This window comes from Chryseobacterium sp. X308 (assembly GCF_020733145.1).
In the GTDB taxonomy this organism is placed as follows: Bacteria; Bacteroidota; Bacteroidia; order Flavobacteriales; family Weeksellaceae; genus Chryseobacterium; species Chryseobacterium cupriresistens.
In genome coordinates this window covers 20,939-47,146 of record NZ_JAJFZH010000022.1, presented here as the reverse complement: position 1 = coordinate 47,146, position 26,208 = coordinate 20,939, and the positions used below count along the sequence as shown (strand labels likewise).

General features: G+C 36.7%; 27 protein-coding genes. 18 read left to right on the top strand and 9 right to left on the bottom strand.

Going from position 1 to position 26,208, the window contains the following annotated elements; genetic code table 11:
* Positions 1–75: 75 nt before the first annotated feature.
* The 6 genes from LIV57_RS19225 to LIV57_RS19200 all read right to left on the bottom strand — a co-directional run bounded on the left by LIV57_RS19225 (position 76) and on the right by LIV57_RS19200 (position 5,449).
* A complete protein-coding gene (locus tag LIV57_RS19225; protein WP_202839799.1) occupies positions 76–1,380 on the bottom strand; it encodes a DEAD/DEAH box helicase in 1,305 nt (434 codons plus the stop codon).
* A 177-nt stretch (positions 1,381–1,557) separates the two neighbouring features.
* On the bottom strand, positions 1,558–2,196 hold the full coding sequence (locus tag LIV57_RS19220) for a porin family protein (protein ID WP_227943898.1): 639 nt from the start codon (positions 2,194–2,196) through the stop codon (positions 1,558–1,560).
* Between the two features lie 88 nt (positions 2,197–2,284).
* Complete coding sequence (locus tag LIV57_RS19215) at positions 2,285–2,776, bottom strand: DUF6438 domain-containing protein (protein ID WP_227943897.1); 492 nt, start codon at positions 2,774–2,776, stop codon at positions 2,285–2,287.
* A 343-nt stretch (positions 2,777–3,119) separates the two neighbouring features.
* Positions 3,120–4,103, bottom strand: a complete 984-nt coding sequence (gene obgE, locus LIV57_RS19210) for a GTPase ObgE (protein ID WP_110010788.1) — start codon at positions 4,101–4,103, stop codon at positions 3,120–3,122.
* Between the two features lie 61 nt (positions 4,104–4,164).
* A complete protein-coding gene (locus LIV57_RS19205; RefSeq protein WP_202839791.1) occupies positions 4,165–4,743 on the bottom strand; it encodes an adenylate kinase in 579 nt (192 codons plus the stop codon).
* 151 nt (positions 4,744–4,894) lie between these two features.
* Positions 4,895–5,449 (bottom strand): phosphoribosyltransferase, encoded by a 555-nt coding sequence (locus LIV57_RS19200; protein WP_047374145.1) that lies wholly within the window; start codon positions 5,447–5,449, stop codon positions 4,895–4,897.
* A 397-nt stretch (positions 5,450–5,846) separates the two neighbouring features.
* Between LIV57_RS19200 and LIV57_RS19195 the strand changes: the two genes are divergently transcribed.
* Positions 5,847–7,436 carry an ABC-F family ATP-binding cassette domain-containing protein gene (locus LIV57_RS19195; protein ID WP_227943896.1) on the top strand — a complete coding sequence of 530 codons (1,590 nt, stop codon included), beginning with the start codon at positions 5,847–5,849 and terminating at the stop codon, positions 7,434–7,436.
* Between the two features lie 173 nt (positions 7,437–7,609).
* Here LIV57_RS19195 and LIV57_RS19190 read toward each other — a convergent pair whose 3' ends face one another.
* Genes LIV57_RS19190 through LIV57_RS19180 form a run of 3 tightly spaced genes read right to left on the bottom strand, consistent with a single transcriptional unit; the run spans position 7,610 to position 9,134 of the window.
* A complete protein-coding gene (locus LIV57_RS19190) occupies positions 7,610–8,539 on the bottom strand; it encodes an alpha/beta fold hydrolase (RefSeq protein ID WP_227943895.1) in 930 nt (309 codons plus the stop codon).
* Positions 8,540–8,591: 52 nt separating this feature from the next.
* Positions 8,592–8,885, bottom strand: a complete 294-nt coding sequence (locus LIV57_RS19185; protein ID WP_227943894.1) for a type II toxin-antitoxin system RelE/ParE family toxin — start codon at positions 8,883–8,885, stop codon at positions 8,592–8,594.
* Positions 8,886–9,134 (bottom strand): type II toxin-antitoxin system ParD family antitoxin, encoded by a 249-nt coding sequence (locus LIV57_RS19180; protein WP_110010783.1) that lies wholly within the window; start codon positions 9,132–9,134, stop codon positions 8,886–8,888.
* A 417-nt stretch (positions 9,135–9,551) separates the two neighbouring features.
* On the opposite strand from LIV57_RS19180, the gene LIV57_RS19175 reads away from it, so the two are divergent.
* From LIV57_RS19175 to LIV57_RS19095, 17 genes are all read left to right on the top strand, one after another.
* Entirely contained in the window at positions 9,552–10,838 is a 1,287-nt protein-coding gene (locus LIV57_RS19175) for an adenylosuccinate synthase (protein WP_062676417.1), read from the top strand.
* Between the two features lie 322 nt (positions 10,839–11,160).
* Positions 11,161–12,006: an energy transducer TonB gene (locus LIV57_RS19170; RefSeq protein WP_227943893.1), complete on the top strand. Its 846-nt coding sequence runs from the start codon at positions 11,161–11,163 to the stop codon at positions 12,004–12,006.
* A gap of 164 nt (positions 12,007–12,170) precedes the next feature.
* Positions 12,171–12,944 (top strand): ParA family protein, encoded by a 774-nt coding sequence (locus LIV57_RS19165; RefSeq protein ID WP_002981269.1) that lies wholly within the window; start codon positions 12,171–12,173, stop codon positions 12,942–12,944.
* A gap of 69 nt (positions 12,945–13,013) precedes the next feature.
* Positions 13,014–13,904, top strand: a complete 891-nt coding sequence (locus LIV57_RS19160) for a ParB/RepB/Spo0J family partition protein (protein ID WP_227943892.1) — start codon at positions 13,014–13,016, stop codon at positions 13,902–13,904.
* The gene (locus LIV57_RS19155) at positions 13,905–14,543 is read left to right on the top strand and encodes a DUF5683 domain-containing protein (protein WP_202839779.1); all 639 of its coding nucleotides are present in this window, start codon (positions 13,905–13,907) and stop codon (positions 14,541–14,543) included.
* Between the two features lie 62 nt (positions 14,544–14,605).
* Entirely contained in the window at positions 14,606–15,307 is a 702-nt protein-coding gene (gene dapB, locus LIV57_RS19150) for a 4-hydroxy-tetrahydrodipicolinate reductase (RefSeq protein ID WP_227943891.1), read from the top strand.
* A 135-nt stretch (positions 15,308–15,442) separates the two neighbouring features.
* Positions 15,443–17,089: a signal peptidase I gene (gene lepB / locus LIV57_RS19145; RefSeq protein ID WP_227943890.1), complete on the top strand. Its 1,647-nt coding sequence runs from the start codon at positions 15,443–15,445 to the stop codon at positions 17,087–17,089.
* 60 nt (positions 17,090–17,149) lie between these two features.
* On the top strand, positions 17,150–17,773 hold the full coding sequence (locus LIV57_RS19140; RefSeq protein ID WP_410674110.1) for a WbqC family protein: 624 nt from the start codon (positions 17,150–17,152) through the stop codon (positions 17,771–17,773).
* A 78-nt stretch (positions 17,774–17,851) separates the two neighbouring features.
* Positions 17,852–19,534, top strand: a complete 1,683-nt coding sequence (locus LIV57_RS19135) for a S8 family serine peptidase (RefSeq protein WP_227943888.1) — start codon at positions 17,852–17,854, stop codon at positions 19,532–19,534.
* 124 nt (positions 19,535–19,658) lie between these two features.
* Positions 19,659–20,150: a lipocalin family protein gene (locus tag LIV57_RS19130; RefSeq protein ID WP_047433063.1), complete on the top strand. Its 492-nt coding sequence runs from the start codon at positions 19,659–19,661 to the stop codon at positions 20,148–20,150.
* A gap of 26 nt (positions 20,151–20,176) precedes the next feature.
* Positions 20,177–20,866, top strand: coding sequence for an OmpA family protein (locus tag LIV57_RS19125; RefSeq protein ID WP_202839771.1), 690 nt, complete (start codon positions 20,177–20,179; stop codon positions 20,864–20,866).
* Between the two features lie 107 nt (positions 20,867–20,973).
* Positions 20,974–21,861 carry a decaprenyl-phosphate phosphoribosyltransferase gene (locus LIV57_RS19120; RefSeq protein ID WP_202839769.1) on the top strand — a complete coding sequence of 296 codons (888 nt, stop codon included), beginning with the start codon at positions 20,974–20,976 and terminating at the stop codon, positions 21,859–21,861.
* On the top strand, positions 21,858–23,177 hold the full coding sequence (locus LIV57_RS19115; RefSeq protein WP_227943887.1) for an FAD-binding oxidoreductase: 1,320 nt from the start codon (positions 21,858–21,860) through the stop codon (positions 23,175–23,177). Before LIV57_RS19120 ends, LIV57_RS19115 begins: the two co-directional genes overlap by 4 nt.
* Entirely contained in the window at positions 23,177–23,902 is a 726-nt protein-coding gene (locus LIV57_RS19110; RefSeq protein ID WP_227943886.1) for an SDR family NAD(P)-dependent oxidoreductase, read from the top strand. Before LIV57_RS19115 ends, LIV57_RS19110 begins: the two co-directional genes overlap by 1 nt.
* Positions 23,903–23,905: 3 nt before the next feature.
* A complete protein-coding gene (locus LIV57_RS19105; RefSeq protein WP_137905434.1) occupies positions 23,906–24,493 on the top strand; it encodes an HAD family hydrolase in 588 nt (195 codons plus the stop codon).
* Between the two features lie 24 nt (positions 24,494–24,517).
* Positions 24,518–24,985: a hypothetical protein gene (locus LIV57_RS19100; protein ID WP_227943885.1), complete on the top strand. Its 468-nt coding sequence runs from the start codon at positions 24,518–24,520 to the stop codon at positions 24,983–24,985.
* A gap of 2 nt (positions 24,986–24,987) precedes the next feature.
* Positions 24,988–26,163 (top strand): cysteine desulfurase family protein, encoded by a 1,176-nt coding sequence (locus LIV57_RS19095; protein ID WP_227943884.1) that lies wholly within the window; start codon positions 24,988–24,990, stop codon positions 26,161–26,163.
* The last annotated feature ends 45 nt before the right edge of the window (positions 26,164–26,208 follow it).

Below are 26,208 nucleotides of genomic sequence, written 5' to 3'. Positions count from 1 at the left end.
AAGAGAGAAGCTGGAGATTACTGTTAGTTTAAGATAAACAAACCCCTTTTCAACACTGAAAAGGGGTTTGTCTTTTTATTTCTTTCTTGTGAAATTCTTATTCTTAGGTTTTTTAAAACCTACAGAAGCTCCCGCAGAAGGCTTTTTACGGTTATTATTAGACCTTGAATTATTACTGTTTTCTGTTTTAGGCTTTCCGCCGCCGGCAGGAACAGGTTTGTTATTCGAATCTCTTTTCTGTGCCACCAGATCATCAGTATGGAACGGATGATCCTTGATCACAGGGATTTTCTTGCCAATCAGCTTTTCTGTATTCTTTAAATTCAGAAGATCAAGTCCGTCTACAAAAGAAATAGAGGTTCCTTCAGCTCCGGCTCTTCCTGTTCTTCCGATTCTGTGTACATAGGTTTCAGAAACATCAGACAGCTCAAAATTGATTACGAATTTCAGTTCATCAATATCAATTCCTCTTGCTGCAATATCTGTCGCCACAAGAACCCTTGTTTTTCCGGATTTGAAATTGTTCAACGCATTTTGTCGTGCATTCTGAGATTTGTTACCATGAATTGCCTCTGCAGAGATATTATCTTTCTGAAGTTTTCTTGAAATCTTATCCGCGCCATGCTTCGTTCTTGCAAAAACCAATACAGAATCTGAAATATCATTTTGAAGAATATGAGAAAGCAGATTCAGCTTGTTGTCTTTTTCTACAAAATATACAGATTGTTTGATGGTATCTGCTGTAGAAGAAACCGGTGTTACTTCCACTTTCACAGGATTATTCAGGATAGAATTAGCCAGTTTCTGAATTTCAGCCGGCATTGTTGCCGAAAAGAATAAAGTCTGTCTTTTCTGAGGTAAAAGTTTAATCACTCTTTTTACATCATGTACAAATCCCATATCCAGCATTCTGTCTGCTTCATCAAGAACAAAGATTTCAAGGTTTTTCAGGCTGATGATTCCCTGAGCAATGAAGTCCAGAAGTCTTCCCGGTGTTGCTACCAGAATATCAACTCCTTTTCTCAAAGCAGCTTCCTGATTTCCTTGTTTTACGCCTCCGAAAATAACAAGTTGTTTTAGCGGAAGATATTTACCGTAAGCATTAATGTTTTCCTCAATCTGAATGGCCAGTTCTCTGGTGGGGGTAAGGATTAAGGCTTTTATATGTTTATTGGGAATTTTATTTTTGGATAAATTCTGTAGGATCGGGATGGAAAAAGCGGCTGTTTTTCCTGTTCCTGTCTGGGCACAACCTAAAAAGTCTCTGCCTTCTAAAATATCAGGAATAGATCTTTCCTGGATAGGAGTCGGAGTCGTGTAACCCTGCTCCTGGATTGCTTTTGCAATAGGTTCTATTAAGTTTAAGTCTGTAAAATTCAAATGAATTATTTTAAAATTTAAATAAAAATTCCTTCAGTCTGAAAGAATTACATTCTGCAAAGGTAGTCTAAATATTTTTAAGTATATTTTTCCACTTTTTTAGACTTATTGCCTATTGAAAAACAGAAATGGCCGCCAGAATATGAGCCGCCATTTTTTCTGTTAAATATCTGCAGTTTATTTAAATCTATATCCTACACCAGCCTGAAAAAATCCGGCTTTCATAGGTAAAGTATTGCTTTTACTTATTTCTATAAAATTGAAATTATATCTTGCATCTGCAAAAAACTTTTTACTAAGCTTGTATTCTGCTCCCAGGAATGGAAATAGGTTTAAGGTCTTTACTCCATCATAATTTCTTTTCTCAGTTCCTGTTATCCTGCTACTGGCTTCTACTTTTGTAGATATATTGAAACCAATATTCATCCCGGCAGAAGCAGAAAGATTAGGAATAATATAATACTTTGCAGAAATGGGCACCTGTATTTGAGTTAGAGAATATGTATAATTCATATTTCCTAAACTACCCTGAGTGTTTGGTATTGTTATAGGATATGAAATTTTACCGCCTAGCTGAGTATAAAGAACTTCAGCCTGCACTCCGAACTTGTGGGATATTGGCTGCTCTGCCAGAATACCTGCATAGAAATAAGACCTGGAATCCAGTTTATCATCAAAAAGTTTCATGCTGGATAAAGAATATCCTCCTTTCACTCCAAGGCTGACAGAGGATTCTGTTTTTGTGGGGTGTTGTGTTTGGGCATTAATGAAGCCTGAACATGCAAATACTGAAACGAAAAAAAAGTTTTTTCTCATGTTATGGATGGTTAATAATTTTATAAAAAAAATTCCTCGTTGGGAGGAATTATGGTAACAAAGATAATTTAATATTTTTTAAATGAAACTATTTCACTTTAGTCCATTCCTGGTTTTTTCTCAGATTCTCAAAAAACTGGTACACTTCCGAAAGCTTCTCGCTTCCGCGTTTTCCATAATCTTCTACATTTTTTGAAGTTCCGTCAGCAAATTTGATTCTTAAATAGGAAGTTGGAAGATCGGTAATATTGTGTTCACCATATTTATCATTCAAATCTTTTACATTTAATCCGTCCAGTAAAGTGATTAATTTATTGTAATCCTCTTCCTTAATGGTTCCTTTAAAAGTTCCTTCACGTGGCTTTGAAAACTCATCTTTCGAAGGTTTATCATTAAAATTAAAATGTTCTGCTTCAAAAACCGCAGTTCTGTCCGGATTGATCGTCATTTTAAAAACAGGACAGAATCCAAAACATGGAGTCGCCTCATATTCAATGGCAGCATATTTTGAATTTACTTTTTGAGAAGTTGTACAGGATGTCAAAAACACAAATGCACAAATGGCTAGCAAATATTTCATAGTTTTTTCAATTTCAGAGGATCTCCCAATAATTGTTCCAAAAGTCTTCATCATATTATGTTTTTGTTAAATATAAAAAAAGAAAGCTGTTTAACCCTTTGCTTTTTTGAACCGTTAAGATTGTATTAAGGTGTTAAGAATATGAAGATAATCTCGCTGTAAGCTTAAAAATCAGAATGATTTATCTTAACTATACTTTATTTCTTAAATCCATTCTTAATGGTTTAAAATATTTTCGGGGAACATAGGGTTAATTTTATAAAAAACAGCCTTAGGAAAACCTGAGGCTGTTTTTTTATAATGCAGCTTTACTATAAAAAGCACAACTGATAAATCAATTTTTCTATCCGTGCAATTGTTTCCAGATGGCATCCTTAAGTTCCATAAGGCCTTCTCCGGTAACACCTGAAAAGAATAAAGGCTGCTTGTTCTCCGGGAACTCTGCTGCAATTTCCTTTTTCAGTTCATCATCCAGAAGGTCAGATTTTGAAATGGAAACAATAAAATCTTTATCCAGAAGTTCAGGATTGTACTCCTTCAGTTCATTTTCAAGAATCTTAAACTCGTTGAAATGATCCTCAGAATCAGCCGGAATTAAGAATAAAAGGATGGAATTTCTTTCGATATGTCTCAGGAATCTGTGTCCTAAACCTTTTCCTTCTGCTGCTCCTTCAATAATTCCCGGAATATCAGCCATTACAAATGATTTGTAATTTCTGTAATCTACAATTCCAAGGTTAGGAGTCAGTGTCGTAAAGGCATAATTGGCAATTTTTGGTTTTGCCGCAGAAACAGATGCTAAAAGTGTAGATTTTCCGGCATTCGGAAACCCAACCAGACCTACATCTGCCAAAATTTTAAGCTCGAAAACGATATACCCTTCTTCTCCCGGAAGACCTGGCTGTGCATATCTTGGGGTCTGATTCGTAGAAGACTTGAAATGCTCGTTTCCTAACCCTCCTTTACCACCATGCATCAGGATGATTTCTTGTCCGTCTTCTAAAATTTCACCGATAATTTCGCCTTCTTCATTTTTGGCAATAGTTCCCACCGGAACCTCAATATAAACATCAGCTCCGTAGGCACCGGTAAGCTGGTTTTTTCCTCCGTTTTCACCACGTTCTGCTTTTACGTGACGGGTGTATCGGAGTGGAAGCAAAGTCCATTCATTGGCATTTCCTTTCATAATGATATGACCTCCACGACCTCCGTCGCCTCCGTCAGGACCACCTTTAGGAATATACTTTTCACGGCGAAGGTGGGCAGAACCAGCACCTCCGTGTCCGCTTTTACAATGGATCTTTACGTAATCTACAAAGTTAGACATATAGTTTGTGTTGCGGGGTGAGGATTACGGGATGTAATTTCATCCCGTACCCATATCCCGATTATTTAATTTTCTCTACCTCAGCGAAAAGTTTTTGGGAAATCTCATCAATTTCTCCGACACCGTTTACCTCTACATATTTTCCCTGCTTCTTATAAAGCTCGGCAACTTCTGCTGTTTTGGTATAATATTCTTTAATTCTGTTTTCGATGATCTCTACATTGCTGTCGTCTGATCTTCCGCTGGTTTCACCTCTTTTCAGAAGTCTTTCCACCAAAATTTTGTCCTCTACCACCAATGAAAGACAGATATCAATCTCGTCATTCAGTACTTCTTTAACGATTGTTTCCAAAGCTTCTGTCTGCGCAGTTGTTCTTGGATATCCGTCAAAAATAAAACCGTTGGTATCAGTTGGTTTTTTGATCTCATCGATCAGCATATCTGTTGTTACCTGATCCGGAACCAATTCTCCCTTATCGATGTATGATTTAGCCAGTTTTCCAAGTTCAGTGTCATTTTTCATGTTGTATCTGAAAAGATCACCTGTTGAAACCTGTTTTAAATTGAATTTTTCGATCAGATTCTGAGCTTGTGTTCCTTTTCCACTTCCTGGAGGGCCGAACAGAACAATGTTTATCATAATGTTGATTCGCTTTAGGCAATTGGCATTTTGCTTCTGGCTTTTGGCTTTTGGCGGTTTGCTCTTTGCTTTCAGCTTTTTTAAGTTATTATTAAATTTATTTCTTTATATAATTTTAAGCTAAAAGCTATCAGCTAATAGCCAACAGCGTTTAATGGTTGATTTGTCCGTCTTCCAGCTGATATAAATTCGGAAGATTTCTACCCAATTCGTCATAATCCAGTCCATATCCAAGCACAAACTTGTTAGGAATTTCCTTTCCGATATAATCCAGTTTGAAATCTTTCTTGTAAATCTCCGGTTTCAGCAGGAAACTAGCCAGTTTTACAGATTTAGGACGTTGTGTTTCTTTGAAATATTTGAAAAGACTTTCAACTGTGTTTCCTGTATCTACGATATCTTCAACAAGAATAATATGACGGTCTCTTACATCTTTGGTAAGCTCCATTTTCTGATAAACGATCCCTGTAGACTCAGTTCCTACATAAGAACTCATTTGAATGAAGGCAATTTCGCATTCTCCCGGGTAATATTTTAAAAGATCTGAGAAGAACATCACCACCCCATTTAAAACCCCAATGAAAACAGGAACTTCGTCCTTGTAATCTTCATAAATTCTTAACGCTGTCTCTTTTACAATTTCCTGAATTTCGGCATCCTTTAAATAAGGAACGAAAGTTTTGTCGTGAACTTTAATGCTTTCCATAAAATTTTTAGTAGTTGGCAAAGTTACGGATTTTTGATTAAAATACTTTCCTGTTTTTGTCAGTTCGAAAGTTAAAAGGTATTGCAACAACAAAATTGAATATTATGACGAAGTATGTTTAAATACTAAGAATGCTAAGATTTTTAATGAGATAGAATGATATAGCCTTAAAAAAAGGATTTTGAAAGGGATTAAAAACAAGTGTTTGAAATAAGGCAGAACAATATGATGATAAATGTCTTGTGTTTTTTGTGAAGAATTATATATTCCGGAAAATGAGTATCTTTGTACTTTCAAAACCCAAAATACAGACATGTAGGATATAATTTCTTTCAGATTCAATAAACGGCAACGCCAGTGTTGCTGGTGTTTAATTATACTATTTAAGAAAGAAATCATGATTTTACTGCAAAATATATCCTTTGGGTTTCCGGGAGGAAATCTTCTATTTAATCATATCAATGTAACAATACAGGCTCATACCAGATCTGCTTTGCTAGGCAGTAACGGCATGGGGAAATCAACTCTGCTGAAAATAATCGCAGACGAAATACAACCTTCAGAAGGCAGTGTTAATATCCAGGGCGATATTTTTTATGTGCCTCAGATGTTTGGAAATTGTAATCATCTTACCATCGCGGAATGTCTGAAAATAGATCAGAAATTATATGCCCTCCAGAAAATTACCAATGGTGAGGTGGATGAAATTTATTTTGAAACGCTCAATGATGACTGGGACATTGAAGATCGGTGTAAGCAGGCTCTGGAGCATTGGGGACTCGGGAATTTTGAATTAACTCAAAAGCTTGAAGGCTTGAGTGGCGGTCAGAAGACGAAAGTTTTTCTTGCCGGAATTCAGATCAATCAACCTGATATTATCGTATTGGATGAGCCGACCAATCACCTGGATAGGGAAGGAAGAAAACTCTTGTATGATCTTATTGACAAAACAGATTCAACAGTGGTTATCGTAAGCCACGACCGTACTTTGCTCAATCTTGTGGATACCATATTTGAGTTAAGTAATCAGGGAATTACAACTTATGGTGGAAACTATGATTTTTATGCCAAACAGAAAGAAGTGGAGGAGGAAGCATTGCAAAATGATATCCATTCCAAAGAGCGGGCTTTAAAAAAAGCTAAAGAAAAAGAACGGGAAACCCTGGAAAGAAAACAAAAACTGGATGCACGAGGTAAAGGCAAGCAGGAAAAATCCGGAGTAGCAAGAATTATGATGAATACCCTTCGGAATAATGCGGAAAAAAACAGTTCAAAACTGAAAAGTATCCATGCTGAGAAAATAAGTGGTATTTCCGGTGACTTGAGAGACTTGCGTTCCTCGTTAAAGAATTTTGAGCAGATGAAAGTGAATTTTAATGATTCCAATCTGCATTCAGGAAAAGTCCTGATTACAGCTGAAGATCTCAACTTCAGTTATGGAAAAGGGAAACTCTGGAAAGAAAATCTTAATCTTGAAATCAGCAGTGGAGACAGAATTTCAATAAAAGGAGGAAACGGTTCAGGAAAAACGACGCTGATAAAACTTTTGTTAGGAAGTCTTCAGCCTTCGGAAGGGAGAATAAAAAAAGCAGAATTCAACAGTATTTACATTGATCAGGAATATTCTCTGATTGATAATGACTCAACGTTGTATGATTTTGTACAGACTTTCAATGACAGTGCCATGCAGGAATCAGAAGTCAAAACATTACTGTCCAGATTTTTGTTCGGGAAAGATACCTGGGATAAAAAATGCGGTATGCTGAGTGGAGGAGAGCGTTTACGGTTACTTCTCTGCGGGCTTTCCATCAGCAATAAAGCACCGGATATGATCATCCTTGATGAACCTACCAATAACCTTGATCTGCAGAATGTAGAAATTCTCACCCACTCTATCAAAGATTATCATGGAACCCTGCTGGTGATTTCCCACGATGAAGTTTTTCTTGACGAAATTGGAACTGATCAGGAATTACTCCTGAATTGATGACCGGGTTTCTTACAAATTGTACAGAATCAATTACATATTCAATAGAGACGGGCTTTAGCCCGTCTGTTAATAAGATTAGAATCCATCGGCTTTAGAGCCTAAAATTATACAGAAATTCCAGATAATTGCTATCTGGAATTTTTATTCTCTGTGATTATTGAATTTCTTTATTATTTAAATATCCACTTATAAATTTCCTTCAGAACCTCTTCTCTTATGGATTCGTTCAAAATCTCATGACGCATTTCCGGATAGATCTTTACGTCCACATTTTCAAAACCATCAGCTTTTAAGTTGTCGACCGTATGCATGACTCCTTTTCCAAAGTCACCAATCGGGTCATTCTGTCCGCTTACAAATAAAAAAGGAAATGATTTAGAAATAAGTGCAGCCCACTTTCTCGCTGTCGCTTTTTTATAGATGGTAAACAAAGTATAAAAAGCATTATGGGTAAACGGAATTCCACAAAGTTCATCCTGTTCAAAAGCCTTTCTGTTTTCAGGATTAATACTGAGCCAGCTGGTATCACCGAAGTCTTTATCTTTTTTAAAATGCTTGTTATTGACACTCGTAAAAACAGAATTTAAAAACGTACGATGACGGGGAGCAATAGCCGTAGCCAATGATAAATACGCTCTTAATACATCAATTCCTGGTAAAGGTCCGCCGGTTCCTGTAATGACAGCTCCTGAAAATTGACTGCTTGCTTTTTGAAGAAGACAACGTGTAATAAAAGATCCCATAGAATGGCCCAGAATAAAATGCGGAACATCCGGATATTGCTCTGCAAGATGATCTGCCATCATTTTTGCATCGGCTATAAGTCTTTCATCCGGTTTTTCAAGCTGGAAGAAACCAATATCCTTTTTTTCTTTTACAGATTTTCCATGCCCCAGGTGATCATAGGTTAATACAGCAATTCCATGAGACGCAAAATATTCTGCAATCTCTGCATATCTTCCGCTGTGTTCCTGCATGCCATGAACAATGAGAAGAGTGGCTTTCACAGAAGCTGCATCCGGATAAAATAAAGTGTAAAAGAGTTGGGTTTGATCGTTTGTGGTTACAGATAGGTACCCTGATTTTTGTATTGATCTCATGGGGATTCTCTTTTAGATTAGAGGAATTAAAGATACAGAATTAATGATTTTTCTATTCATTTAATATTGATGAAATATCCATTTGTTGGTGAAGAATTCTTATGATTTCGATTTCCTCATTTTTGATTTTGTAAAATATAAAATGAGATTTCACCCTTGAACGGAAATATCCTTTCCTGATTTCACCGTAATCTTTTCCAGATTTTGGATTCTCAGATAAATACTCAATTTCATTCATGAGCAAATCAAAATAATGATCTGCCTGTTTTACTGACCAAGTTTCGAAGGTGTAAAGCCAGATTTTTTGTAAATCATGGGACGCTTCTTTACTGATTTTGTATTTCATCTAGTCAGCAGAATGTTTTTGATGAAGGTTTTTCAAAAATTCTTTACGGTCAAAATTTTCAACAAAACCAGATTTTTCCCCTTTTTTTAGTTCGTTGATTAATTCTGTTTTTTTAGATTCTTCATATTCGAACATTCTTAAAGCTGTTCTTACAACTTCACTGGCGGAAGAAAATTTTCCGGATTTAATTTGTTGGCTGATAAAGTTGTCAAAATAATCGCCTAATAGTATGGATGTGTTTTTTGCCATTGTGTTAATTTTAATCAAAGATACCAACTTTTGGTATTTTATCAAAAAAAATTAAACTAAGTTGTTGAATAATATTTCTTTGTATTCATCTAATCATCTTCACCAAAATGTATAATCCTTAAGAATGTAAAAATGAGAAGAAGAAGAAAAGAAATTTCCTTTTTGCTTAAATCTTTTTGTTTTACATTAAATATTTTAAATTGTTCATTTTCATTTGCAAATCCTTTAAGATAAAATACGGTTAAAAAATGATGTTTTTGAGATTGACTCATAGGTATAACTGTAATAAATCAAATATAAAAATTATTCCGTTCAACCTCATGATTTTCACCCCACCCCAAAATAAAATTCCTCTCAAATTTGCTCACCCAATTTTTTAAAAGTAATTTTGCACGAATCTAAAAACAAAAGTAAAATATGTCAACTTATGTAGTTGTAGGTCTTCAGTACGGAGATGAAGGCAAAGGAAAAATCACGGATGTTTTATCAGCAAAATCGGACTATGTAGTGCGTTTCCAGGGTGGAGACAACGCTGGTCACACGGTTTATGTGGGTGATGAGAAATTCGTTCTACACCTTCTTCCTTCAGGAGTTCTTCAATGCAAAGGGAAATGTATCATTGCGAACGGAGTAGTGGTAAACCCTAAGTCTTTCATTAAAGAAGTTGGTCAGATCGAGAGCAAAGGCTTAAGAACAGATCATATCTTTATCAGCAGAAGAGCGCATGTCATCATGCCTTACCACATCCTTTTGGATACTTACCGTGAAGAGGAACACGGAGGAACTCAGATCGGAACTACCAAAAAAGGAATCGGACCTTGCTATGAAGATAAAATCGCAAGAGTCGGGATCAGAATGGTAGATCTTTTAAATCCAGAAATTTTAAGAGATAAAATCGAGAAAAACTTAAAAGTTAAGAACTCTCTTTTTGAAAAATATTACGGAAAACCAACGTTAGACGTTGAAGAAATCTACAACGAATATTTAGCAATCGGAAAACAGCTTCAGGACAGAATCGTTGATACTGAATTAGAGCTGAACGAAGCAATCAGAGACGGTAAAAACGTTTTATTCGAAGGTGCACAGGCGTTAATGCTTGATATTGACTTCGGTACTTATCCATACGTAACTTCATCTTCTCCATCTACAGGAGGTGTTTGTTCAGGAGCTGGTGTTCCGCCAACTTCACTTCAGAACCTTATCGGTGTGGCAAAAGCTTACTGTACAAGAGTAGGAAACGGACCTTTCCCTTCTGAATTGGATAACGAACTGGGTGAGAAGATCAGACAGATCGGTGGTGAATTCGGAGCAACTACAGGTAGACCAAGAAGAACAGGTTGGTTAGATCTTGTTTCCTTAAAGCATGCTTGTATGATCAACGGAATCAACAATCTTGTGATCACTAAGCTTGACGTTCTTACAGGAATTGAGAACCTGAAAGTAGTAACCCATTACAAAACTGAAGACGGAAAAATCATCGATTATTTCACTTCTTCAACAGAAAAATTGTACAACTACGAGCCAATCTATCAGGATTTACCAGGTTGGAGTGAAGATATTACCAAAGCAAGAAGCTATGATGAACTTCCTGATACTGCTCAAAAATACATCGAGTTTATTGAGAAATACTTAGGAATCAACGTATACTTAGTTTCTGTAGGTCCTGAAAGAAGTCAGAACATCATCAGAAAAGAATTATTCTAATATTTCTTAGAACATACAATAAAAAGAGATCATCATTGATGGTCTCTTTTTTGTTTTTGTGCCCCCTTTTCAAGGTTTTAAACCTTGAAAAGGGTAAGAGGTCATTAAGTTTATTCCTTATTTACTTGGGAAGAAATAACTCCTTTTTCTTCTATAAACTTTTTACTTGTAAATGTTAAAATTTAAACTTTATCATAAAATTTTCTAATATTATGTTGTTTTGATAAAATTTTGGCAGATGTTTTGATATTGAAACATTACTTATCGATAAGAGTAATAAAACTAATAATCAAAATTTTTAACAGTTTAAATAGTAGTAGTGATGAAACAACATAACCAAAACCAGGAATTTCGGTTCAACGAAGTCCTGTTCGAGCACCGCAATAAAGACTATGGTGCCTATGTATTAAGAAACGAATCAGATAGAATATTAACCAAAGCGCTTTTTATCGGAGCAAGTTTAATGGCTGCAGTATCCATTACACCATTTGTGATTTCTGCATTTAAGACAGTAGAAACAACAGATAAAATATGGGAACTCCCGCCACCGGTAATCATTCCTGATGATCCGGTTGCACCTCCGGTAAAAATTACTCCGGTAAAGCCTGAAGTAGCACCCAATACAAAAACATTTGACAGTACAGTGCCTACACCATCAAGTACAGCTCAGGATAATGTGAAAAAAGATCCCATTCCTGATGATGCTGTAGCAGGATTTAAAGACAATTTTAAAGGAGAGCCTGTTGCGCCGAATACACCCAATGTTCCTACACCAACAGTGGGAACAGGTCCTGTAATCACAACACCTCCGCCTGTGATTGCTGATCCGGTGGACAAAAGTAAAATTGCTGAAGCAGGAGAACTTGGCGTAGAAGCCAATTTTGCAGGAGGAATAGACTCCTTCAGAAATAAAGTAATGAACAGCTTCGACAGTTCAGGATTTGAATCCGAAGATGTTGTAAAGACGACAGTTACCTTTATTGTAGAAATGGACGGAACCATCTCAGGGGTAAAAGCTAACGGAACCAACGCCGATTTTAACAATGAGGCAATGAGAACTATTAAATCAATTTCCAACAAAGGAAAATGGATCCCGGCCAAAAACAAAAAAGGAGAATTCGTAAGAAGTTATTTCAAATTTCCAATCTCTATGAAATTTGATAATTAATACGGAAAAGTAAATTTCAAATAGTTATCCACAAAGAATTTTTTTTGTGGATAATTTTTTTTATCGTTAAATTGCTTATTAACAATATTTTAACTCAATTTTGATTTTCCCCACTCACCGAGAGCAAAGAAAAAAGTGTATTTTTGAAACTTAAAGTTCTAATAATGGCAAAAATCATAGGTATTGCTAATCAAAAAGGAGGTGTTGGTAAAACTACCACCGCTGTAAATTTGGCAGCAGCATTAGGAGTATTGGAAAAAAGAATATTAATTATTGATGCTGACCCTCAGGCGAATGCAACATCCGGCTTGGGTGTTGAGGATGTTCAGTATTCTACCTATAATCTTCTTGAGCATAGTGCAGATACAAGAGTCTGTATCAAAAGAACGGCAACTCCCAACCTGGATATTATTCCGTCACATATCGATCTGGTAGCAGCGGAAATTGAACTGGTAGACAAGGAAGACCGTGAGTATATGCTAAAAAAAGCACTGGCAAGTGTAAGGGATGATTATGATTATATTATCATCGACTGTGCACCGAGTTTAGGTCTTATTACGGTAAATGCTCTTACAGCAGCAGATTCTGTAATCATTCCGATTCAGTGCGAATATTTTGCATTAGAAGGGCTTGGAAAATTGTTGAACACCGTTAAAAATGTTCAGAAAATCCATAATAAAGATCTTGGAATTGAAGGTCTTCTTTTAACCATGTACGACAGCAGATTGAGACTATCCAATCAGGTTGTGGAAGAAGTAAATCTGCATTTCCCTGAGATGGTTTTTGAAACCATTATCAGCAGAAATGTAAGATTGAGTGAAGCACCAAGTTTCGGGGAAAGTATCCTGAACTATGATGCAGAAAGTAAAGGAGCTGTTCAGTATATTCAGTTGGCTGAAGAAGTTCTTTTGAAGAATGAAAACTTAATAAAGAATTAAATTAATAATAAATGGGCAATAAGTGAATGTTGGTCATCACTTCTCAAACATCATTTATCAATTATATCTATGAAGGACAAAAAAAGAGCTATGGGACGCGGCCTGGGCGCCATTTTAAGTGCAGAATCCAAAGCAACGATCAATTCCGCTACTGATGAAGGAGCAGATAAGTTTGTGGGAAATATTGTGGAAGTTGCGCTTGAAGATATCTATCCGAACCCAACGCAGCCGAGAACTTATTTTGATGAAAAAGCATTAAACGAACTTGCACAATCCATTAAAAACTTAGGCGTAATCCAGCCGATTACCCTGAGAAAAGACGGTGAAAAGTTTGAAATCATTTCCGGGGAAAGACGTTACAGGGCAACTAAAATTGCCGGATTAACGACTATTCCTGCCTATATCCGTTTAGTCAATGATCAGGAGCTTCTTGAAATGGCTCTTGTTGAAAATATCCAGAGAGAAGACCTTGATGCTATTGAAATTGCATTAACTTATCACAGGCTTTTGGAGGAAATCGGCCTTACTCAGGAAAACCTGAGCCAGAGAATAGGAAAGGACAGAAGTACGATTACCAATTCTATCAGACTGCTAAGATTAAATCCGGATATTCAGAATGCCATCAGAAGCGGTGAGATTTCTGCAGGACACGGAAGAGCGATTATCAGTCTTGAAAGTGAAGAAGCTCAGCAGATTTTATTTGATCTTATTATCAAAGAAAAATTAAACGTCCGTCAGGCTGAACAGGCTGCTGCTGCATTGAAGAACCCGAAGTCTCCTGCTGCCAAAAAAGCAAAAGTGGAGCTTTCCAATAACTATAAAAAAGCCCAGAAGACCATTGCTGATATCTTGGACGTGAAAGTAGAGATCAAAGCTTCTGGAAATGGTAAAAAAGGTAAAATTGTTCTGGACTTCAAAAATGAAGAAGAGCTGGAATATATTTTATCCCATATTAAATAAATGAAGAAAATATTTTTCACATTTTTCTTGTGTATCGCTGCACTGGCTTACTCACAAGTAAAACCTATCGATACCGTTCGGATGCAGACTCCTCCGAAAGAAGAAACCCGTGTCGTAAAGCCTGGTAAAACCGAAGCCAAAATCATTGAAGATCTTGAAAAAGCAAACGGTCCCACAGCAAAAACCTTAAAGCTTAATCCTACCAGAGCTGGATTGTACTCTGCAGTTTTACCCGGATTAGGACAGTTTTATAACAAAAAATACTGGAAAATTCCTATTGTCTGGGGAGCAGTAGGTGCTGGGGTTGGTATTGCCGTATGGAATGATAACCAATACAAAAAATACCGTGAATATTACGTGGCAAAGCTGAACGGAACTCCCAATGAATTCGTAGATAGCCACCCATGGCTGGACAAAAGAGCGTTGGGTAATGCACAGGACAGAGCCAAGAGGCAAAGGGATTATGCCATTGCCATTACAGGTTTGATTTATATTCTGAATATTGTAGATGCTGTAGTAGACGCCCATCTTTATGAAAGCCGCCATGATCCGGATCTGGTTTTTAAACCATCGGTTATTCAGGACCAGTATGGCTACAGCGCGCCAAAAACAGGATTCAGTTTAAGTTACAGATTTTAAAATACAACATATCTGCAGAAGGTCTGAAGATTGAATGCAGAATTAAAAATAAATAAGATTATATGAAAATAGCATTAGTTGGTTACGGTAAAATGGGTAAGATCATTGATGAGATCGCACAGAAGAGAGGTCATGAAGTCGTTGCCCGTCTGAAGGAAACCCCGACTGCTGAGAATCTTAATAATCCGGATGTTGTGATTGAATTTTCACTGCCGGAAGTAGCTTTTGAAAATATCAAAGCTTGTCTTGAAAATAAAATTCCGGTGATCTGCGGAACAACAGGATGGCTTGATCAAAAAGCTGAAATTGAAAAATTAGCGGTGGATAACGGTACCGCTTTCCTATACGGTTCCAATTTTAGTTTGGGAGTCAACTTATTTTTTGCTCTGAACGAAAAACTTGCAGACCTGATGAAAAACGTAGATGAATACTCTTGCCAGTTGGAAGAAATTCATCACATCCATAAAAAAGACGCTCCAAGTGGGACTGCGATTTCTATCGCTGAGGGAATCATTCAGAACAATCCGAAATTCGATGCCTGGAAACTGGAAGAAACAGAAGGGAAGCAGCTTGGAATTTTTGCCATACGTGAAGACGAAGTTCCTGGAACACACAGCGTGTATTACAGAAGTGAAGTGGACGAAATCGAGATCAAACATACCGCTTTCAACAGAAACGGTTTTGCCCTGGGAGCGGTAGTCGCTGCTGAGTGGATTAAAGATAAAAAAGGAAACTTCGGAATGAAAGACGTTTTGGGGCTTTAATTTGTAACAAATTCTGTAAATTGCAGACCAATAAGCAGAAAATGATGAATAGTGAATTGTAAACAGCGGACTGCTTTTATCATTTATTACTCATCATTTTTATTATTTATATCTTAAGAATAGGCACAAAAATTTATGAATTATTTTTTAACTTATACAGTATATGTCCTCATACTATCCGTACTGATGGGGATTTCATCTTGGAAACTGTTCAAAAAAATGGGCTATAGCCCTTTATTTGCTTTTATCCCTTTCTACAACTATTTCATTATTCTCAAAGAAACAAAACATCCGAAATGGTGGGCAATCATGTCTTATCTTCCGATAGTAGGACCCATTATGATGTCGGTTTTCCACCTTTATTTAGTGAAAAAGTTTGGGAAAACACTTTTCAAAGATCAGATTCTTACCGTGATTCTGCCGTTTATTTATATGGCGGTCATCAACTATTCTAAAGATGTAGAGTTAGAAGATGAAAATGCAAACGACCTGTTTCTTACAGAAGAAGAGAAAAACGATAAAAAGAAAGATACATTCATTGGTTCCATTACATTTGCGGTAGTTTTTGCCACTATTATCCACGTTTTTGTAACACAGCCTTTCGGGATTCCTACAGGATCTATGGAAAGAACATTATTGGTGGGTGACTTCCTTTTTGTAAACAAATGGAGCTATGGATACAGACTTCCAATGCGTCCTGTGGCGATTCCTTTCCTTCAGGGAACTATTATGGATACAGGACAGAAAGGAAACCCGAAAGATGATCCAAAGTCTTACGTAGATGCAGTGAAGCTTCCATACACAAGAATCTTACAATTCAACAAACCACAGAAAAATGATGTTGTAGTTTTCAACTATCCTCAGGATTCCGTACATACAGCAATTGACAGAAAAGATCCTTACGTAAAAAGATGTGTAGCTACAGCAGGCGACACTTTTGAAATGAGAGCCGGAAGACTTTTCGTTAACGGAAAGCCGGAGACTGTTTTAGGAGATCAGGAAGTACAGCACAGATATATTGTAACGACTGATGCGCAATTGGATATTCCTACTTTATACAAAGCGTACGGATTTTTACCGGTTCAGGAAGTACAGCAGGATAACGGAGGTTTCCTTTATGGATTCCAGGGCTTAACGGATAAAACTGCCAAAGAAATTAAAGAGCTTCCTCACGTTATTGATATGAAGGAAGAGATTTCGCCAAAAGGAGAAGCTGCAGTATATTACAGAGACGAAGCTAAAACTAAAATTGATACGACACAATCTATTTTCCCAATCAACAAACCTTGGAATCAGGATTGGTACGGACCTGTTAGAATCCCTAAAAAAGGAGATGTGGTGGCGATCAATCAGGAAACACTTCCAATGTATCAGTGGATCATTTCCGAATATGAGCACAACAGCTTAGAGAAAAAGAACGGAAAAATTTTCATCAACGGAAAAGAAGCGAATCAGTATACCATTCAGCAGGATTATTATATGATGATCGGGGACAACAGGGATGCATCATTGGATGCAAGATTCTTTGGTTTTGTTCCGGAAGAAAATATTGTTGGAAAACCAATGTTTACATGGATGAGTGTACAGGGAGTATTTCCGGATGCAAGCTCAACGTATCAGGCCCCTAAGAAAATCCGTTGGGAAAGAATGTTCAAAGCAACCAATACGGGAGAATCCAATAAAACTTCTTACTGGTGGATTGCAGCTATGATCCTGATCTTGTTCTTCGGATGGGATTATTTCATGAAATTATTCAGAAAGAAAAAAACTGAAGACAATTAATAAAAAAAATTAAACGTAAAATAGAATGAAGTATTTGAAAAAATACTTCATTTTTGCATTATGAATATGAAGAATGTATTATTACCGGCATTTTATATGCCACCAATTTCATGGTTTTCAGTGTTTTTAAATCCTGAAAATGAAATTGTATTTGAACAGTTTGAAAACTTTCCGAAGCAGACGTATAGAAACAGAGCCAATATTTATGGTGCCAACGGAAAATTATCATTAATAATTCCTATCAATCATAACGGGAAAAGAGAATTCAAAGATGTTGAAATTTCTTACCGCGAAGACTGGAGAACGCTTCATTGGAAATCCATTAAGACCGCATATCAAAGCTCTCCTTATTTCGAGTATTATGAAGATAAGTTCAGAAAAATATTTGACCTTAAAGAAAAGTTCCTGCTGGATTTTAACCTTAAAGGGATAGAAGTCATCCAACAGATACTTAAAACAGAAAAGGCACACTCTTTGAATGTAGAATATATCAAAAATCCGGAGAGTATCAATTTCAGGGAAAAGTTTTCGGCAAAACTTCCTTCAGAATTTCAGATGGAAGAATATTACCAGACATTCTCTGATAAATTCGGATTTTTGGAAGACCTGTCGGTTCTTGACCTTATTTGTAATAAAGGCCCGGAATCACTCGTATATATTAAAAATATAAAACAACAATATTAGTACAATCACTGTTGGTAAAGTATAAAACAGATGATGACGGTGATTGGCATATCTCTTTAAAAAATTAAATATCAACATATGAAAAAGGTATTATTAGCTGCAGTTTTTTTTGCAGGTTTTAGTTTATCCTTTGCACAGGAATCTAAAGCTAAAAGTATTGATCCCAACGAAGATAAAGATCTTATGACATGGTATCACAAAGATTTTGCAACTTCAAAAGTATATGGTGTAAATACAGCAAATGCTTATAAATATCTGGAATCTAAAGGTCTGAAGCCTAAAACAGTCGTGGTGGGTGTATTAGACAGTGGAGTACAGGTAGATCATCCGGGATTGGTAAAAAACCTATGGTCGAATCCAAACGAGGTTCCCGGAAACGGTAAAGATGATGATGGAAACGGGTATATTGATGACGTACACGGATGGAACTTTATAGGAGGTAAAAACGGTGATATTGATATCGATAATATGGAGGTGACAAGAGTAGTTGCCAAATATAAACCTGTTTTCGAAGGAGATGATTCCACAAAAAATAAAGCCAATCAGGCTAAGATGAAGGAAGAGTTTGAGATGTATATGAAAGCCAAAGATATGTTCAATAAAAAAAGTATCGAGGCAAAACAAAACTTTCAGACTTATTCTATGCTGAACGAATTGATTCCTAATATGGTAAAACTGCTGGCTGGTAAGCCAGTAACCGCTGAAACTATTGCTGCAATAAAAGCTCCGACAGATCAGAGAGATGCCATTGCAATGGAATTCTTAGGTCAGATTTCACAAAGTCCGGAATTCAAAGGAAAATCAGCCGCGGAATTTGAAAAAAAGATGAAGGAGGAAATGAAAGAAGCCATCGATCATTTTGCTCCTGCAGCAAAACAATATGACCTTTCCTATGATCCGAGAAAAGAAATTGTAGGGGATAACTATGATGACTATTCTGAAAAAATCTATGGAAATAATCATTATGAAGGACCGGATGCAGAACATGGAACCCACGTGGCCGGTATTATTGCTGGACTTCCGCAAGGAAAAGAAGTTCAGTACGGAGTAGCTTCCAAAGTGGCTAAAATTATGTCTGTAAGAACAGTTCCGAATGGTGATGAAAGAGATAAAGATGTTGCCAATGCCATCAGATATGCTGTAGATAATGGTGCGAAAGTTTTAAATATGAGCTTTGGAAAACCTGTTTCTCCTGGTAAAAATGTGGTTTGGGATGCCTTCAAATATGCTGAAGATAAAGGTGTTCTTTTAGTAAAAGCTGCAGGTAACGAAAATGAAGATGTTGCAGAACATCTGGCATATCCTACCAACTTTAAAAATGTTACAGATGAGAAGCCATTTGTAAGCAACGTTCTTGTGGTAGGGGCAAGTACCAATAAAAATAATGCGCTGAGAGCAGATTTTTCTAATTACAATAAAAAGATGGTGAACGTTTTTGCTCCGGGAGAAGAAATCTATTCTACCGTTCCTAAAAACGAATATAAATACCTTCAGGGTACTTCTATGGCTTCCCCTGTAGTAGCCGGTGGAGCAGCTGTTTTGCTGGCTTACATGCCGGATCTGAAACCTTATCAGATTATCGAAGCCCTTGTGAAAAGCAGCAATCCGAGTACAGCAGATGGTTTTGGTGACCAATCTCAGGCAGGTGGAGTTATCGACCTGAAAAAAGCTGCAGAATATGCTTATACAAACTTTTATAAAGGAAAAACTACAGGCACAGCCAAGCCTTCGAAATCCGTAAAAAAGGCTGTTAAAAAATAATTTATCTCCCTGTGTTTAAGGAGAAACCATAAAGAGTCCGAATTTTTTCGGACTTTTTATTTTTTATTTTAAATTTTGGCACGGTTTTTTGTAACTTTATAGTAACAAAATAATAAACAACAAAATGAAAAAGTTACTACTTGCAGGGATGTTGGGAACATCACTTTTTGCAGTTTCGTGTTCCTCTGTTAACAAAGCAGCTACATCTCAAAATCAAAGAGCCGACTTCCTGAAAATGAAAGGAGACTGGCAGATTGTAAGCATAGATTATGATAAAGGTTATAAAATTAAGCCTTTTGATGAAGGTGCAGACGCACAGTGCTTCGTAGGAAGCCACTGGAGATTGATTCCCAATAACTGGACAGGAGCGTATACTTTAAACGGTGGTGGAGATTGCCCGGCAATTACACAGCCAATCAAATTTGAAGTAAAAGGCGGTAATACGTTTATGTTTAAAAAAATTGCTTCAGGTACAAAAGCTAAACAAAATACAGCAGGTTACAGTCTTACAATGATTAATCAGAGTACAGATCAGTTTTCACTTGAGCAAGACGTTCCTTTTGAAGGAGGTAATGTAAAAGTAGTTTACAACTTCCAGAGAACCGGAATGAAATAATTTATCAACATAAAAGATCAAAAAAAATGAAATTTACAAAAACATACGTAGGAGCCCTTTTCTTGTCATCAGCATTATTATTGACAAGCTGTGAAGCGGTTCAGAATTCAAACCACCAACAAAGAGGTACAGCAGTAGGTGCTGCTTCAGGAGCAGTAATTGGAGGTATCCTTGGTAACAATGTAGGGAAAGGAGGAAACGGAGCTATCGGAGCTGTATTGGGAGGTATTATCGGAGGTGTTGCGGGTAACGTTATCGGTAACAAAATGGATAAGCAGGCAAAAGATATTAAAGAGACTTTACCAGGTGCTCAGGTAGAAAGAGTAGGAGATGGTATTAAAGTAACCATGAATGAAAGTATTGTTAACTTTGCTTTCGACTCTTCAAACCTTACTTCTGTTGCACAGACCAACCTTGATAAATTAGCTGAAGTACTGGCTAATAATCCAGATACGAATATCAATATCTATGGTCACACAGACAGCAAAGGTTCAGATGAGTACAACCTGAAACTTTCTCAAAGAAGAGCAGATGCTGTGAAAGCCTATTTATCAGGAAAAGGAATTGCATCAAGCAGAATGTTTACAAAAGGTGAAGGTGAAGCAATGCCTGTAGCTAGCAACGATACTGAAGAAGGAAGAGCTAAAAACAGAAGAGTAGAGTTTGCTATTACTGCCAATGAAAAAATGATTAACGATGCCAAACAAGGGCAATAGTTAATTTAATATATAAATATTTTCGTAAAAGACCGCCCCGGCGGTTTTTTTTGTATTTTTATGCTAGAAATTTTGAATTTATTATTTTTGTATTTGAAATAACATAAATGAAGAAATATTTAAAACTGCTCCGTGTGGAGCAATGGGTGAAAAACCTTTTTGTATTTGTCCCTCTTTTCTTTTCAGGTAATATTACCAATATAGATCTGCTTCTCAAAAGCATTTTTGCATTTGTCATATTTTCACTTGCAGCAAGTGTGGTCTATATCCTGAATGATTATAATGATATTGAAGCAGATAGAAAACACCCTGAGAAAAGGAGAAGACCTTTGGCGAGTGGAGCTATTTCAAAATCAAAAGCGATAGGAATTCTTATAGGTCTTATCATTGCAGATATAGGTCTTGTATTTTTTACACAACTTTATTTCCATGAACTACTTTGGAAATTTGCAATCATCATAGGGTTTTATGTGGTGATGAATCTTGCCTATACTTTCAGGCTTAAACACGTTCCTATTATTGATATTTTTATTATTGCCATAGGATTTGTCCTACGTGTACTGGCCGGAGGTTATATTACCGGAATCAGTATTTCACAATGGGCAATCCTGCTGACCTTTGTATTGGCTTTGGTGCTGGCAATAGGAAAAAGAAGAGGCGAGCTTATCAATGCCCAGGTTTCTGGAAAAACGAGAAAAGCACTGGATGGATATAACGTTCAGTTTGCAGATATTGCTTTATCCATTTCTATCACACTGGCTATTGTCTGCTACCTGATGTTTACGCTCTCTCCGGAAGTTCAGGAAAGATTTCATGAAAGAGTTTTTTATACCGTGATTTTCGTTGTATTTGCATTGTTAAGATATCTTCAGCAGACCCTTGTTTACAACAGAACGGAGTCTCCTACAAAAATTGTCTACAGGGACCGTTACATACAGGCTACTTTATTGCTTTGGGTTGTTGCATTTTTAATTCAAATTTATTTTAAGAAATGAAACCGAATTTCATACAGAAAGTTACCAACTGGGGAAATTTCCCAATAGTAGAGAAGGAAATGAGATCTGAGGACAGTTTCAGAAAAATAAAAGAATTTGTACTCAATCACAACGAAGTCATAGCGAGAGGAAATGGGAGATGTTATGGAGATGCTTCATTGGGAGAAGCTATATTTTCAACAAAAAAATTAAATAAGTTCATCAATTTTGACCGTCTGAACGGGATCATAGAATGTGAATCCGGAGTGCTGCTTTCAGATGTACTGGAAATAGCGGTTCCGCAGGGATATTTTCTATACGTTACTCCCGGGACAAAATTTGTATCGGTAGGTGGTGCTATAGCATCCGATGTTCATGGAAAAAATCATCATGCAGAAGGATGTTTTTCAGAATATGTAATTGAATTTAAGCTCATGACTGAGAAAGGAGAGATCATTACCTGTTCCAGGGAGGAAAATACAGAAAAGTTCTGGGCTACCATTGGTGGAATGGGACTTACCGGTATTATTCTCACAGCAAAATTTAAACTTAAAAATATAGAGTCCGCATACATTCGTCAGGAAAGTATCAAAGCAGACAATCTGGATGAGATCTTTAAGCTGTTCGATGAAAGTGAAAACTGGACCTACACGGTTGCCTGGATCGATTGCCTTCAGAAAGGAAAAAATATCGGAAGAAGTATTCTTATGAGAGGAGAACATGCTTTCCAGCATGAACTTCCCCAGAGTTTTTCCAAAACGCCTTTGAGATTGAAGAAGAAATTTTCTCCTACAGTTCCTTTTTATTTTCCGGGATTTGTACTGAATGCCCTTACTGTAAAAATTTTCAATTGGTTATACTATAAAAAGCAGTCTAAAAAAGAAGTGAAAAACTTTATCGATTATGAAACGTTTTTCTATCCTTTGGATGCGATCACAGATTGGAATAAGATCTATGGGAAGTCCGGTTTTATACAGTATCAGATGGTAATTCCTAAAGAAACAGGAAAAGAAGGAATGAAAAGAATCCTTGAAACAATCGCCAAAAGCGGGAACGGATCATTCTTAGCAGTTTTAAAACTTTTTGGAAAAAATAATCCTCAGGCTTACAACTCATTCCCTGTGGAGGGGTATACATTGGCGCTGGATTTTAAAGTCAATTCAAAACTGAAAAAACTGGTAGATCAGCTTGATGCTATTGTTCAGGAGTTTGGAGGAAGAATTTATCTTACCAAAGACAGTATGAGCAGATCATCGCTTACCAACTACCTGAAAAATATTCAAAATCCTAAATTTGTGTCTTTACAGCACAAGAGAATCATAAATAATAATTCATAATGATAGTTCTGGGAAGTACATCCGAAGTGGCACAGGCTTTTGTGGAAAAAGCACTTCAGGAAGGAGAAAAGTTTGAAAAAATCTATCTTTTTACCTCAAATAAAGAAACTACAGAGCGTTTTGCAAGACATCTTGATGTAAAGTTTCTGCAGCAGGCGGAAGCTATTGAGCTGGATCTGACAAAAGAAATTGATTATAATAGATTTGATAATATCAATTCAAATGTATTATTTTGTGCCGTAGGATATTTGGGTGAAGGAACAGAAGAAGGATTATATGACAACAGAAATACAGAGCGTATCATTGATATCAATTATTCAAAACTGGTTCCTTTAATGAATTATTTTGCCCAAAAGTTTGAAAGCAGAAGATCCGGCACGATTATCGGGCTTTCATCAGTGGCAGGAGACCGGGGAAGACAGAGTAATTTTATCTATGGAAGTGCAAAAGCAGCTTTTACGGCTTATCTGAGCGGTTTGAGAAATTATCTTTTTGATAAAAAAGTGCACGTTCTTACGATAAAACCTGGATTTATGGCAACCAAAATGACAGAAGGCCTGCCTTTAAATCCGAAACTGACAGCCACGCCAAAACAGGCAGCTTCCTGTATTTACAAAGCCTTCAAAAAGGGTAGGAATGTGGCATATGTTTTGCCTGTTTGGAGTATTATTATGATGATTATCAGGAATATTCCTGAGTTTGTATTCAAAAAATTAAAGCTTTAAAAAATGAAAAAATTGTATTGTTTTGATTTTGACGGAACCCTGACGTATAAGGATACCATGTTTATGTATCTTAAATTTTACGATTCTACAAAATACCGTATACAATTTTTGAGACACGTACCCCTTTTTATCCTGTTGAAGCTAAAACTGGCTGAAACGGAAAAAGTGAAAAAAAGCTTTATCGGTTCTATCTTAAGAGGACAGACCCAGGAGAAAATTGAACAGAAGTCTAAACAGTTTTTTGAACAGCACTACCCTAAAATAGTAAGGGAGAATGCATTGGATTTTATAAAAAATATCGATAGGAATAATACACAGAGTTTATTGGTAACCGCTTCATTGGATATCTGGGTAAAACCATTCGCTGAAGAACTGAAAATGGAGCTTGTTTCTACGCGGGCAGAGTTTAAAAACGGTATTTTTACCGGAAACTTTGTAGGAAAAAACTGCAACGGAAAAGAAAAATTGATAAGAATAAAAGAGGAAATTAACGATTCCAAGTACGATAAAATTATTGCATTTGGTGATACTTCCGGAGATCGGCCAATGTTGAAATGGGCAAATGAGGGACATTACCAATTTTTTCACTAATTTTGGGAGATAAAATTGTAAAAAATGAAAAGCCTGATCATTGCATGTGCAGTACTCCTTATGGGCTGTGCCGGCACTTCATCTCAGAAGTCTTCTGCTGTACAGGAAAATACGCAACTCCTTGTTTCTGAAAATCAGGGAGGAGCTGATGCTCCCGGCTTTAAGATCATTAAAGACGAAAAGGATTTTCGCAGGATTATCAGTGGAAGTTTTGGTATCGCAGATCCTGGAAAGGAATCTTATATCAGCTATCCGAAATTTCCGAAAAATAAAAAAGTTGTTGTATACAATTTGGGAACCTTCAGATCAGGAAGTCACAAAATTGAAGAGATCAAAAATATATCTGTGAAAAACCAGATTCTGTATGTGGAAGTTCCTGCCGGAGAACCTTCCGGTGGAATGGAAATTCAGGTGATTTCAAACCCATGGTTTATTTTTACTGTTCCCGCAGATTATCAGTTTAACTCCGTAGAATTAAAATATTCAAAATAACAATGGATAAAGTATATTTAGATAATGCCGCAACCACTCCGCTTGCAGAAGAAGTTATAGATGCAATGGTGGGCACAATGAAGATGAATTTCGGAAACCCTTCTTCAACGCACAGCTTTGGCCAGGAAGCAAAAATCCTTATTGAAAATGTAAGAAGACAGGTTGCAGACTATCTTCATGTAACTCCTGCTGAAATTATTTTCACTTCCTGTGGTACCGAATCAAATAATATGATTATCAAATCCTCGGTAGAACACCTTGGGGTAGAAAGAATCATCAGTTCTCCTCTGGAACATAAATGCGTTTCTGAAAGTATTCTGGATATGAAAAGCAGAAAAGGGGTAGAGGTAAACTACATCCGTCCGAATGAAAAAGGAGATATTGATCTTGCTAAATTAGAAGAACTTTTAAAAGCTTCAGATAAAAAAACATTGGTAAGCTTAATGCATGCCAACAACGAAATCGGAAATATCATTAACCTTAAACAGGTTGCCCAGCTTTGCAAACAGTATCAGGCACTTTTCCACTCAGATACCGTGCAGACAATGGCTCATATGAACCTTGACTTCTCTGATATCCCTGTCGACTTTGCATCGTGTAGTGCTCACAAGTTTCATGGTCCGAAAGGAGCCGGATTTGCATTTATCAGAAAAGCAACAGGCTTAAAAGGAATTATTACCGGAGGACCTCAGGAAAGAAGTCTTAGAGCCGGAACAGAAAATGTTTGTGGTATCGTTGGATTAGGTAAAGCATTAGAACTTTCTCTGAATCATATGGAGGAATATACCCGTCATATGCAGGATATCAAGGATTATGCGATTGAAAGACTTTCTGCCGAAATTGAAGGAATTAAATTCAACGGAAGAAGTGCAGAAAAGGAAAATAGCCTCTATACAGTTTTAAGCGCATTACTGCCTTATAAAAATCCATTGATAGGACTTCAGTTGGATATGAAAGGAATTGCAATTTCCCAGGGAAGTGCATGCTCATCAGGAGCATCAAAGCCTTCAATGGTGATGATGATGGTGCTTTCTGAGGATGAAATGGATCACTGTACCCCTTTACGTATCTCTTTCAGCCATATGACGACTAAAGCGGAGATTGACACACTGGTGAACGCATTAAAGGAAATCTCAAGCGATTACACTATAGAAAAAACTAATGTTGAGCATAGATAGTCTTGTGCTTTAAATATCGTAATTTTGAATATCCAAAAGGATTAA

Coding starts and splice junctions, on each gene's coding strand:
- LIV57_RS19115 (WP_227943887.1), top strand. CDS start 21,858: ATGAAACCGAATTTCATACAGAAAGTTACCAACTGGGGAAATTTCCCA.
- LIV57_RS19095 (WP_227943884.1), top strand. CDS start 24,988: ATGGATAAAGTATATTTAGATAATGCCGCAACCACTCCGCTTGCAGAA.
- LIV57_RS19200 (WP_047374145.1), bottom strand. CDS start 5,449: ATGGAAAGCATTAAAGTTCACGACAAAACTTTCGTTCCTTATTTAAAG.
- LIV57_RS19120 (WP_202839769.1), top strand. CDS start 20,974: ATGAAGAAATATTTAAAACTGCTCCGTGTGGAGCAATGGGTGAAAAAC.
- LIV57_RS19165 (WP_002981269.1), top strand. CDS start 12,171: ATGGCAAAAATCATAGGTATTGCTAATCAAAAAGGAGGTGTTGGTAAA.
- lepB (WP_227943890.1), top strand. CDS start 15,443: ATGAATTATTTTTTAACTTATACAGTATATGTCCTCATACTATCCGTA.
- LIV57_RS19100 (WP_227943885.1), top strand. CDS start 24,518: ATGAAAAGCCTGATCATTGCATGTGCAGTACTCCTTATGGGCTGTGCC.
- LIV57_RS19140 (WP_410674110.1), top strand. CDS start 17,150: ATGAATATGAAGAATGTATTATTACCGGCATTTTATATGCCACCAATT.
- LIV57_RS19130 (WP_047433063.1), top strand. CDS start 19,659: ATGAAAAAGTTACTACTTGCAGGGATGTTGGGAACATCACTTTTTGCA.
- LIV57_RS19160 (WP_227943892.1), top strand. CDS start 13,014: ATGAAGGACAAAAAAAGAGCTATGGGACGCGGCCTGGGCGCCATTTTA.
- LIV57_RS19170 (WP_227943893.1), top strand. CDS start 11,161: ATGAAACAACATAACCAAAACCAGGAATTTCGGTTCAACGAAGTCCTG.
- LIV57_RS19105 (WP_137905434.1), top strand. CDS start 23,906: ATGAAAAAATTGTATTGTTTTGATTTTGACGGAACCCTGACGTATAAG.
- LIV57_RS19175 (WP_062676417.1), top strand. CDS start 9,552: ATGTCAACTTATGTAGTTGTAGGTCTTCAGTACGGAGATGAAGGCAAA.
- dapB (WP_227943891.1), top strand. CDS start 14,606: ATGAAAATAGCATTAGTTGGTTACGGTAAAATGGGTAAGATCATTGAT.
- obgE (WP_110010788.1), bottom strand. CDS start 4,103: ATGTCTAACTTTGTAGATTACGTAAAGATCCATTGTAAAAGCGGACAC.
- LIV57_RS19185 (WP_227943894.1), bottom strand. CDS start 8,885: ATGAAATACAAAATCAGTAAAGAAGCGTCCCATGATTTACAAAAAATC.
- LIV57_RS19195 (WP_227943896.1), top strand. CDS start 5,847: ATGATTTTACTGCAAAATATATCCTTTGGGTTTCCGGGAGGAAATCTT.
- LIV57_RS19205 (WP_202839791.1), bottom strand. CDS start 4,743: ATGATAAACATTGTTCTGTTCGGCCCTCCAGGAAGTGGAAAAGGAACA.
- LIV57_RS19110 (WP_227943886.1), top strand. CDS start 23,177: ATGATAGTTCTGGGAAGTACATCCGAAGTGGCACAGGCTTTTGTGGAA.
- LIV57_RS19220 (WP_227943898.1), bottom strand. CDS start 2,196: ATGAGAAAAAACTTTTTTTTCGTTTCAGTATTTGCATGTTCAGGCTTC.
- LIV57_RS19135 (WP_227943888.1), top strand. CDS start 17,852: ATGAAAAAGGTATTATTAGCTGCAGTTTTTTTTGCAGGTTTTAGTTTA.
- LIV57_RS19125 (WP_202839771.1), top strand. CDS start 20,177: ATGAAATTTACAAAAACATACGTAGGAGCCCTTTTCTTGTCATCAGCA.
- LIV57_RS19215 (WP_227943897.1), bottom strand. CDS start 2,776: ATGAAATATTTGCTAGCCATTTGTGCATTTGTGTTTTTGACATCCTGT.
- LIV57_RS19190 (WP_227943895.1), bottom strand. CDS start 8,539: ATGAGATCAATACAAAAATCAGGGTACCTATCTGTAACCACAAACGAT.
- LIV57_RS19180 (WP_110010783.1), bottom strand. CDS start 9,134: ATGGCAAAAAACACATCCATACTATTAGGCGATTATTTTGACAACTTT.
- LIV57_RS19155 (WP_202839779.1), top strand. CDS start 13,905: ATGAAGAAAATATTTTTCACATTTTTCTTGTGTATCGCTGCACTGGCT.